This is a genomic window from Longimicrobiaceae bacterium, from assembly GCA_035696245.1.
Lineage (GTDB): Bacteria > Gemmatimonadota > Gemmatimonadetes > Longimicrobiales > Longimicrobiaceae > DASRQW01.
Genome location: DASRQW010000099.1, coordinates 1 through 9545, shown reverse-complemented (window position 1 = coordinate 9545; position 9545 = coordinate 1). Strand labels below are relative to the sequence as shown.

Annotated in this window: 10 protein-coding genes; 3 read left to right on the top strand and 7 right to left on the bottom strand. The window is 69.4% G+C overall.

From position 1 onward, the window contains the following. The 5 genes from VFE05_04505 to VFE05_04485 all read right to left on the bottom strand — a co-directional run. A partial coding sequence (locus tag VFE05_04505) for a hypothetical protein (protein HET6229318.1) occupies positions 1–445 on the bottom strand: 445 nt, incomplete at its 3' end. 188 nt (positions 446–633) lie between these two features. Beyond that, positions 634–2634: a M1 family metallopeptidase gene (locus VFE05_04500; protein ID HET6229317.1), complete on the bottom strand. Its 2001-nt coding sequence runs from the start codon at positions 2632–2634 to the stop codon at positions 634–636. 262 nt (positions 2635–2896) lie between these two features. Then, positions 2897–3478 (bottom strand): PadR family transcriptional regulator, encoded by a 582-nt coding sequence (locus tag VFE05_04495; protein ID HET6229316.1) that lies wholly within the window; start codon positions 3476–3478, stop codon positions 2897–2899. A gap of 201 nt (positions 3479–3679) precedes the next feature. Further along, complete coding sequence (locus VFE05_04490; GenBank protein HET6229315.1) at positions 3680–4180, bottom strand: DinB family protein; 501 nt, start codon at positions 4178–4180, stop codon at positions 3680–3682. A 32-nt stretch (positions 4181–4212) separates the two neighbouring features. Continuing rightward, a complete protein-coding gene (locus tag VFE05_04485) occupies positions 4213–4710 on the bottom strand; it encodes an acetyl-CoA carboxylase biotin carboxyl carrier protein subunit (GenBank protein ID HET6229314.1) in 498 nt (165 codons plus the stop codon). Positions 4711–5079: 369 nt separating this feature from the next. Between VFE05_04485 and VFE05_04480 the strand changes: the two genes are divergently transcribed. The 3 genes from VFE05_04480 (at position 5080) to VFE05_04470 (ending at position 6553) form a co-directional block, all read left to right on the top strand. After that, a complete protein-coding gene (locus VFE05_04480; protein ID HET6229313.1) occupies positions 5080–5310 on the top strand; it encodes a hypothetical protein in 231 nt (76 codons plus the stop codon). 347 nt (positions 5311–5657) lie between these two features. Continuing rightward, the gene (locus tag VFE05_04475; GenBank protein HET6229312.1) at positions 5658–5999 is read left to right on the top strand and encodes a metalloregulator ArsR/SmtB family transcription factor; all 342 of its coding nucleotides are present in this window, start codon (positions 5658–5660) and stop codon (positions 5997–5999) included. Then, positions 5996–6553, top strand: coding sequence for an SRPBCC family protein (locus VFE05_04470; GenBank protein HET6229311.1), 558 nt, complete (start codon positions 5996–5998; stop codon positions 6551–6553). The genes VFE05_04475 and VFE05_04470 overlap by 4 nt, the downstream gene beginning before the upstream one ends. A 59-nt stretch (positions 6554–6612) precedes the next feature. Here the strand turns inward: VFE05_04470 and VFE05_04465 are convergent, their stop codons facing one another. Both VFE05_04465 and accC read right to left on the bottom strand, forming a co-directional pair. After that, positions 6613–7956: a class I SAM-dependent RNA methyltransferase gene (locus tag VFE05_04465; GenBank protein HET6229310.1), complete on the bottom strand. Its 1344-nt coding sequence runs from the start codon at positions 7954–7956 to the stop codon at positions 6613–6615. Further along, entirely contained in the window at positions 7953–9458 is a 1506-nt protein-coding gene (gene accC, locus VFE05_04460) for an acetyl-CoA carboxylase biotin carboxylase subunit (protein HET6229309.1), read from the bottom strand. The genes VFE05_04465 and accC overlap by 4 nt, the downstream gene beginning before the upstream one ends. Between the last annotated feature and the right edge of the window lie 87 nt (positions 9459–9545).

Genomic DNA, 9545 nt, shown 5'->3' with positions numbered 1-9545 from the left:
CCCGAGCAACTTGGATGAGCTCAAACACTTCCGGCGCTGTCAGATCGTTAGATTCTAGGATGGCGGCAGAACCTTTCACCGCTGCTTCATGCCCCCGGTGAGCAAAGACTTGGTGACGAAGCCGCATCAAGCGGTTTACGTCAGCTGAAGAGGGGCTGATGCGCTGCATGTCTCTGTCTCGATCAGAAGGCCCTGCTTTTGAGAAGCGTGATAGAAACCATCGTAACGAGCGTGCTTGCTTCTGCGTATCATAGACCTTCCAAAGATGAATCACCGCAGTATCGCGCGCCGCTCGAAGAGCAAACCACGTGAAATCTTCGGCAAGCCGTACGAGCGGCCCGTGCCTGTGAACCATTTGCCGCAGTTCAAACGCAAGAGTTGCACTCGCAAAGGCAATCTGGAGATCCTCGCTCAGCCCGCGAACGGCATGCTCTCGCTCGTCCATATTGCCTCCACGTAGTCTCTTTACAGCACCTGGTCTATATCCAGCCAGCAGTAAGTGCGTGTTCACTCCAACGTATGCTCCCAGTCCCGCCACCGAACAGAAACCAATACCACTAACTCTGCTGAGGCGGCGAGGAATCGTTCCCCGCCGCCAGTGTACGAGGCCAAGCCCGCGGCTCGGCCGAAGCGTCAGCTCCCCCGCGTCCACACGTTGTTCGTGCGGTTCACGTCGGGGAAGGCGCTCTCCGCGTCGATCTCCACGCGCACGACGGGCGATGGGTCCGCGGCGACGTTCACGGTGGCGGTCCGCGTGCCGCTCAGCCACGTCTCGACCGGGATCTCCGGACGCTCGACGGTGCCGTTCGCGCGGGTGACGGTGAGCCGCGTGGGCATGGGCGCCATCCCCAGGTCGCGCACGGTGATGACGGTGCTGCCGCCCTGGTCCGCCACGCCGCCCACCGCCTGATCCAGCGACCAGTCCTCGTAGTACCACGTGCGCCAGAACCAGTCCAGGTTGCGCCCCGAGCCTGCGTTGAACGCGTTGAAGAAGTCCCACGGCTGGGGGTGCTTCCACGCCCAGTCGTGCACGTACTGCCGGAAGGTGCGGTCGAACGTCTCCGCGCCGATCAGCCCGCGCAGCGCGTACATCACCGTGCTCGGCTTGTAGTACGAGGCGAAGGTTCCGGACGGGCCGGGGTACTGGTAGTTCGTCCACCGCATCAGGTCGGTGTCGTAGCCGGCCTTCACCAGGCGGACGTACGTGCCCTGCTCCGTGAGATGCGCGTCGCGCGCGCCGGGGAAGCGGTCGTTGCTGGCCTGCGCCTCGTCGAAGTCGGTGGTGCCCTCGTCCATCCAGCCGTAGCGGTTCTCGTCCACGCCCACGATCATGGGCACCCACATGTGGCCGAGCTCGTGCGCGATCACGCCGTACAAGGCCGTGTCGCTGCGGGTGGTGTACGCGCCGATCAGCGTCATCGCCGGGAATTCCATCCCCCCGCCGATGATGTTCTCGCCCTCCACGCTCGTCATGTGCGACCACGGGTACGGCTGGCCCGTGTAGCGCGAAAGGTAGGCGATGGAGTGCTGCGCATCTGCCGCGCCCAGGCGCCAGCGCGGCGCGTTAGCCCGCCACAGCGCATCCACCCGCGCGTAGTCCGGCCGCCCGTCGCCGTTCGCGTCGCCCACCGGCGTGCGGGCCGCGTCCCACAGCGACTGCCGCGTCATGCTGAACGCCACGTCGCGCACGTTGTGGGCGCGGAAGCTCCACTCCAGCCGGCCGTTCGTGCCGCGCGTGGTCGCCTTCCCCGGCCCGAAATCCGCCGCGGTGAGCACGTGCACCACGGTGTCGCTCGCCTCGGCGCGGCGCAGGCGGTCCAGGACGTCGGCGGGCATCACGTCCGCCGGGTTGTTCAGCTCGCCCGTGCCGATCACCGTCCAGCCCGCAGGGGCGGTCACCGTGTAGTCGTAGTCGCCGTAGCCCATGTAGAACTCGGCGCCGCTCAGGTACGGCTCGGTCTGCCAGCCGCCCACGTCGTCGTACACCGCCATCTGCGGGTAGAAGTAGGCGATGAACATCAGGTTGTCCGCGTCCCAGCCCATGCGCCCGGACCCGCTCTGCGGCACCTTGAAGCTCCACGCCGTCTCGATCACCGCCGAGTCGCCCGGCAGCAGCGGCCGCGCGGGGCGGATGCCCAGCCGCGTGCCCTCCACCGCGTAGCCCGCGCCCCTGCCCTGCGCCTCGCCCATCGCCTGCCCGCCCACGGCCACGCGGGTGAGCGTGACGCCTCCGGTGACCTCCGTCTCCTCGTTGCGCATGGCGCCGGGCGCGTAGAGGTTCTGGTGGAGGTGCATGTAGAGGACGGCCAGCGTGTCCGGCGAGCGGTTGTAGTAGACGGCGCGCTCGCTGCCGGTGAGCTGCTTGCTGCCCGGCTCGACGCTCGTGCGGATGGTGTAGTTGGTCCACTGCTGCCAGTAGCGGTGCCCCGGCTTGCCGTTGCCGTTGCGCGTGTCGCGCTCGATGGCGCGCCGGAAGCCAGCCGGCGCGACCACGGGATACGGCACCGGCCGCTCGTTGGCGCGCGCGGCCTGCACGGGTACGGGCGTGGGCTGGCTGGGCGGCGGCGGGGTGGCGCAGCCTGCCGCCAGCACGACGGCCGCGGCCAGCGCGGGAGACCAACGGGACATGGGCATCTCTCCGGTCGGGAATGGGGTGAGGACGCTCAACCTACCCTGCGCCGCGCGCGCCACGCAAGAAATCCGCGCGCGGCCTGGCCCTGGGAGGATGTGGAAGATGACGGGGCGACACACGCCAGGGCGTCGGCACTCCGGGCTCCGAGACGTGCGAGGATCGGGGTGGGACAAAGCCAGATGCCCGCACCCGTGACAATTAGAGAACGCCGGCCGGAACGAGAGAGTTCCGGCCGGCGTCGCATCTTCCGTCGTACAGCGGACTTCAGGCCTGGTCCAGCCCCTCGATCTCGCGGGCGGCGCGCTCCAGGATCTCGCGCACGCGGGCGAGCCACTGCTGGTCGCCCTGGCGGCGCATGGCGTTGCGGAAGGTCGCCTTGCTCAGCGCGCCGAACGCGCTGCCCAGGCCCGCCATCCCCTCGCCGAAGACGAAGGAGCCCATCTCCTCGACGCGGCCGAAGATGTCGTCCACGATCGACCGGTTCTCGGCAAGGTGGCGGCGGCCTTCGTCGGTGATCTCGTAGACCTTGCGGTTGCCCTCTTCCGTACGGGCGGCGGCGTAGCCCAGGTCTTCGAGCAGCGCCAGCGTGGGGTACACCGTGCCGGGGCTGGGCGAGTACGCGCCGCCCACCCGCTCCTCCAGCTCCTTGATGATCTCGTAGCCGTGGCGCGGCTTCTCGGCCAGGAGGCTGAGGATGACGTACTTCAGGTCCCCGTGCCCGAACACCCGCCCGCGGCCCGGCCCCGCTCCCCCGCCCCACTGCCCGCCGCCCGGCCCCGCCCAGAACGTGCCGATGAAGCCCGGCCCGCGGCGTCCGCGCGGACCACAATCCCATGCACCGAACATGTGAGCCTCCACGAGTAGGTTTCCGATCCAGCCTTCACCACCTGAATCAGATATAACTCACGATATATCGCTCGTCAAGATATATCGCGAGACACAGTCGCGAGTGTCGTGTCGCGGCGGCGAGGCATTGACCATCCAGGAAAGACGAAGCGCCCTCCGGACGGTCCGGTGGGCGCTTCGGTGTTGCGATATGCTGGCGTGCTACGCGGAGGCAGCGGGGGCGAACGCCGCCATCTCTTCCTTCGCTGGTCCGTACATGCCGGGAACGGGCAGACCCGCCTGGCGCATGAGCACCGTCATCTGCCCGCGGTGATGCGTCTGGTGGAGAATGAGCGCGGAGAGGACGAGGCCGCGCGGCCACGACTGGCCGAAGATCGGGACCTCCTCCGCCAGCATCTCGTCGGTCCAGCCGCTCGTCACCGCCGCGGCGACCGAGCTAGCTGCGCGGTCGTACACGTCCGCGATCTCCTGCGCCTTCGCGGGCACCGCGGAACCGCGAGCCGGCGCGTCGATCTTCAGCCCCACCTGGCCCAGCATGAGGCCGAGCGCCATCGCCAGGTGCCAGGCGAGGCCGCCCAGGGTGTTGAAGCCCTCCGCGATCGGCTGCGAAAGCGACTCGTCCGACAGGTTCGCGAGCACCTTGCGGGTGTTCGCCGCCTCGAACGTCCAGCCCTTCTCGAAGTCTTCGATCTTCCGGTACATGAGCGCTCCTGCGTGCGTGAGTGGACGGAGACCTACTCCAGGATCACCAGTGTCGCGCCCTTCTCCACCGTCTGGCCCGGCTGCACCTCGATACGGGCGACCACGCCGTCCGCGGGTGCCTTCAGTTCGTTCTCCATCTTCATCGCCTCCACGATCACCACGCCCTGTCCGGCGCGAACCGTCTGGCCCACCTCCACCTCCACCTTCAGCACCAGGCCGGGCATGGGGGCGACGATGGTCTTCTCCGTCTCCTCCTCGGCGGCGCCCGACATCTCGCGGATGGCGCGGGTGCGCTCGTCCACGGCGTCGGCGGTGAAGCGCTGGGCGCCGATGGCGATCTGCCAGCGGCCGCGGCGCTCGGCGGGCTGGGCCGTGAGCTCGTACGAGCGGCCGCCGGCGAGCAGGTGCTTGATGGGCGTGCCGGGCAGCGACACCAGGTCGGCGGCCACGGGCGTGCCGTCCACCACCGGCGTCTCGCCGGTGAGGTCCACCTCCACCGTGCGCTCGCCGATGGTCACGAAATAGCGCATTCGTCTGCGGGTTGGGGGAACGTGCTCCGCCCTGGCGGAGGCGACGCAACCTGCCGAAACCCTGCCGCGCGCGCAAGCCTCGCGTGCGTGCGCCAGCCTCGGCGAAAGACTTGACCGCATCTACCGGCGACTGTTACTTGACCGCACGTTGCGACACGATTCGCACGGGCGGCGGTCCCGCCTTTCGATGAGACGGCGCCGTCAGCCTCGGATCATCTGCACGACACCACCGCATCGGCGCTCATTTGAGGAAGCCGTGCGTGCGGTCGATGACCACGATTCGGCGGCCCCGCGGCTGCTTCATCCGCCGACCCGAGCCACGGCCGTCCGAGCCGTGGGCGGCGGCGGCTCGCACCAAGGAAGAACGCGATGAACAAGCTCAAGCTGGATCTGGACACGGTGGAGGTGGAGTCGTTCGAGGTGGCGGTGGCGGACACCGGTCGCGGCACCGTTCACGGGCAGAACAGCAACGCGGGCTGGGCGAGCTACTGTGGACCGTGCACGTGGGATTACCCGGAAGGCGACCCGCCTGTGGTGGAGTCGATGATGGAGTACGCCACCTGCGGCGGCGGCTTCAGCTGCTGGGCCGAAGGCTGCTGATCCCGCGCGGATGCGAACATGAGTCATCCCGAATCTTTTCCTTTCGGAGATGACGAGCGAGAAAGTACGACAGCCCTCCGATGGGTCACGTCCATCGGAGGGCTATCGTATGCAGACGAGCGCGCCGTCGGCACCTGCACTCGCCCACACCTTCCGAGAGCGGCTGGAGGGGTTCCTCGCCCCGTTGCTGAAGCAGCTCGACGAACAGATCGATCGTAGGCTGGGCGAGGACGCTGGGCGCAACGGTCGAAGTGCTGCTGCAGAACCGCTACCGCGGATTCCCCGCCCGAGCGACCGGCGGAACGCGGCACTTGATATATTCCGATATAGGTATATATTTTCGACCCATGGCTCGCAGACCCACGACAGCCGACGCGTTCAACGCCGTCGCGGAAGCGAGCCGACGCGATCTCCTCGATGCGCTCGGCACCGGGGAGGCAACGGTCGGCGAGCTGGTCGGCCGGCTCGGGATGAGCCAGCCGCAGGTGTCCAAGCACCTGGCCGTGCTGCGGGCCGTCGGGCTCGTGCTCGTCCGCGTGGAGGGCCGGCACCACTGGTACCGGGTGAACGGACCGGCGCTGAAGCCCATCCACGACTGGGTCCGCACCTTCGAGCGCACCTGGAACACGCGGCTAGACAGGCTTGACGACCTGCTCGCCGAACTTCAACCGAAGGAGGAAGAACCATGAGCGCCACCGCCGCCCCCAACCGCCACGGCTCCGCCGTCATCACCCTGCCTTCGGACACCCAGTACCTGGTGACCCGCCTCTTCGACGCGCCGGCCGCGCTCGTCTTCAAGGCGTTCACCACGCCGGAGCTGGTGAAGCGCTGGTGGGGCTTCGAGACCTCCGAGTGGCTCGTCTGCGAGATCGATCTGCGGGTGGGCGGCCGCTGGCGTTTCGTCCTCCGCGACCAGGTGATGGAGGTCGGCTTCCACGGCGAGTATCTCGAGATCGACGCGCCACGGCGCCTGGTGAACACCGAGATGTACGAGGGCGTTCCCGACACGAAGCCGGAGGAAGTCTCGCCCGCGGAGTGGGCCGCGCTGGCGGAGTGGGCGGGGGGCGGCGACGACCCGGTGCTGGACATGACGCTGGAGGAGGCCGACGGCGTCACCACCATGAAGCTGCTGGCCACCCACCCCAGCCGCGAGGTGCGCGACGCCATTCTGGAGAGCGGGATGGAAACTGGGATGCAGGTCTCCTACGACCGCTTGGAGGACCTGGTGCGGCAGGCGGCGTAGGCAGCTCATCAGGGAGAGCAGGGCAGACGCACCGATTCGCATCTCACGACTGCATTGCGTCAGCCGTCGCCGCGCTCCAGGACGACGACGGTTTCGACGTGCGCGGTCTGGGGGAAGAGGTCGAACGAGCGGACGCTGGCGAGGCGGTATGCGGATGCGAGGCGCTTGAGGTCTCGGGCCAGCGTGGCCGGATTGCAGGAGACGTAGATGATGCGCGATGCGGATGCCTCGACCAGCGCCTCCACCACTTCGGGCGCGATGCCGGCGCGCGGCGGGTTCAGCACGACGAGATCGGCCGGGAGATGCGTGGGCAGCAGCGCTTCGACTGGGCCTTCGACGAAGGTGGCGCCCGGAGGTGCCGCGCGCGTGGCCTCCTCCACCGCCTGCGGGTCCAGCTCGATGCCGACGACGCGAGCGCCCGCACGTGCGAACCGCCGCGCGTGCAGGCCTACGCCGCAGTACGCGTCCACGACGGAGAGGCCCGCGACGTCGCCCGCGACGTCCATCACGTGCGCCTCCAGCAGGGCCGCGGCGGCGCGGTTGACCTGGAGGAACGCGGCGCCGCTCAGCTCCACGACGTCATCGCCCCAGACCTCCGGAAGCCCCGGCGCGCCGGCGATGAGCGAGGCCGTCGCCGTCCCCGGGCGGTGCCACACGGCGACCAGGCCGTCCACCGCATCCACCAGCTCCTGCGGGCGGCCGGGCGAGTAGCCACCTTCCACCAGCAGCGCCACGTTGCCCTCCGCGTTCGCGCGGAGCGTCAGGCGCAGCTGCTCGCCGGACGGGAGGCGCCGCGCGTCCGGGCCCCAGCTCGCGCGCAGGCCATCCCAGACGCGGGAGATGGGCTCCTCGGGCAGCAGGCAGCTTCCGTCCACGTCGATCAGCGCGTCCGGGTCGCCGATGGCGTGGAAGCCGGCGATGACGCTACCCGTGCCGAGGCGCCGCAGCGCGAACGAGACGCGGTTGCGATAGCGGAACTCGTTCGGCGAGGCGACCACCTCCGGCGCATCCACCGAGAGGCCGCCGATGCGGGTGAGCGCGTCGGCGACGATGCGTGACTTGGCGCGGAGCTGCGCATCGTACGTCATGTGCTCCAGCGTGCATCCGCCGCACTGCTCGTAGAAGCGGCAAACGGCGTCGCGCCGGTCCGGCGACGGCTCCAGCACACGAAGGAGCCGCCCGCGCGTCCAGCGGTCGCGGCGCTCGGTGAGCTGCACCTCGGCCAGGTCGCCGGGCGCGGTGCGGTGGACGAAGGTCACGCGCCCGTCCGCCAATCTCCCCACGCCCTCGCCGCCCGCGGCGATGGAATCGATGCGCACCGTCTGCGGCGGTGGCGGGCGGCGCTCGCCCTGCGGACGTCCGCGAGCGTCGGGACGGCGGCCGCCCGGACGGCGGTCCTTCACCCGTTTCTCCAGCCCATGCGGCCCCGCCACGCGCTGCCCGCGGCGGTGGACGTGCCCGCCTGCACGCGCTTGGCGGACTTGGCGGTGCGGCGCTGCTCCTCCAGCAGGGCGGCGGCGAGCGCGGCGGCGCGCACCAGCTCCTCGTCGGCCGGGGGAGACAGCAGCTCGGCCTCGTGCTTCTCCAGGTACTTGATGTCCAGGTTCCCCGCACGGAAGTCCGGCTCGTCCATCACGCGCAGGTGGAAGGGCACGCTCGTGTCCACGCCCTCGATGCGCAGCTCCAGCAGCGCGCGCTTCATCCGGTCCACCGCCTCGATGCGGGTGGGTGCGTGCACGATCAGCTTGGCGAGCATGGGATCGTAGAAGAGCCCAACGTCCACCCCCGTCGCGATCCCACCCTCCCAGCGCACGCCGGGCCCGCTGGGCAGCGTGAGGTTGCCGATGCGGCCGGTGGACGGCATGAAGGAGTTGAACGGGTCTTCCGACGTGATGCGGCACTCGATCGCGTGGCCGCCGAAGCGCACGTCCTCCTGCGTGAACGGCAGCGCCTCGCCCGCGGCGATGCGGATCTGCCACTGGACGAGATCGACACCCGTCACCAGCTCGGTCACGGGGTGCTCCACCTGGATGCGCGTGTTCATCTCCAGGAAGTAGAACTCGCCGTTCTGGTACAGGCACTCGACCGTGCCAGCGCCCTCGTAGCTCACCGCGCGTGCCGCGGCGACGGCCATGGCGCCCATCGCCGCGCGCTCGTCCGGCGTGAGGACGGCGCTGGGCGCCTCCTCGATCAGCTTCTGGTGGCGGCGCTGGATGGAGCACTCGCGCTCGCCCAGGTGCAGCGTGTTGCCGTGCCGGTCGGCCAGGAGCTGGATCTCGATGTGGCGCGGCCCGTCCAGGTACTTCTCGATGTAGACCGCGCGGTCGCCGAACGCCGCCTGCGCCTCGTTCCCGGCGGCCTCGAACGCTTTCTCGATCTCGCCTTCCGACGAGACGACGCGCATGCCCTTGCCGCCGCCGCCCGCCGCCGCCTTGAGCAGCACGGGATAGCCGATCTCGCCCGCGACCTGGCGCGCCTCGGCCGCGTCCACCAGAGCGGCCTTGGTGCCGGGGACGACGGGCACGTTGGCGTCGATCATCCGCTTCCGCGCCTCGGTCTTGTCGCCCATCGCCGTCACCGCGTCTGGCGAGGGGCCGATGAAGACGAGGCCTGCGTCGCGAACGGCCTGGATGAACGGGGCGCGCTCGGAGAGGAAGCCGTAACCTGGATGGATCGCCTCGGCGCCGGAGCGCTTCGCCACCTCGATCAGCACGTCGGCCTTGAGGTAGCTCTGCGCGGAGGGCGCGGGGCCGATCAGGTACGCCTCGTCGGCGGCCAGGACGTGCGGGGCCAGGCGGTCGGCCTCGGAGTAGACGGCCACGGCCTCGATCCCCAGCTCGTGGGCGGCGCGGATCACGCGTAGCGCGATCTCGCCGCGGTTCGCAATCAGGATCTTCTTGAACACGCGTCTCTCGTTCGTCGTCGGTTCGCGCGGATGCACGGATCCGGCATCCTCCCGCCAGGCCGGACAAAGTACAATCGGCCCGCCGAG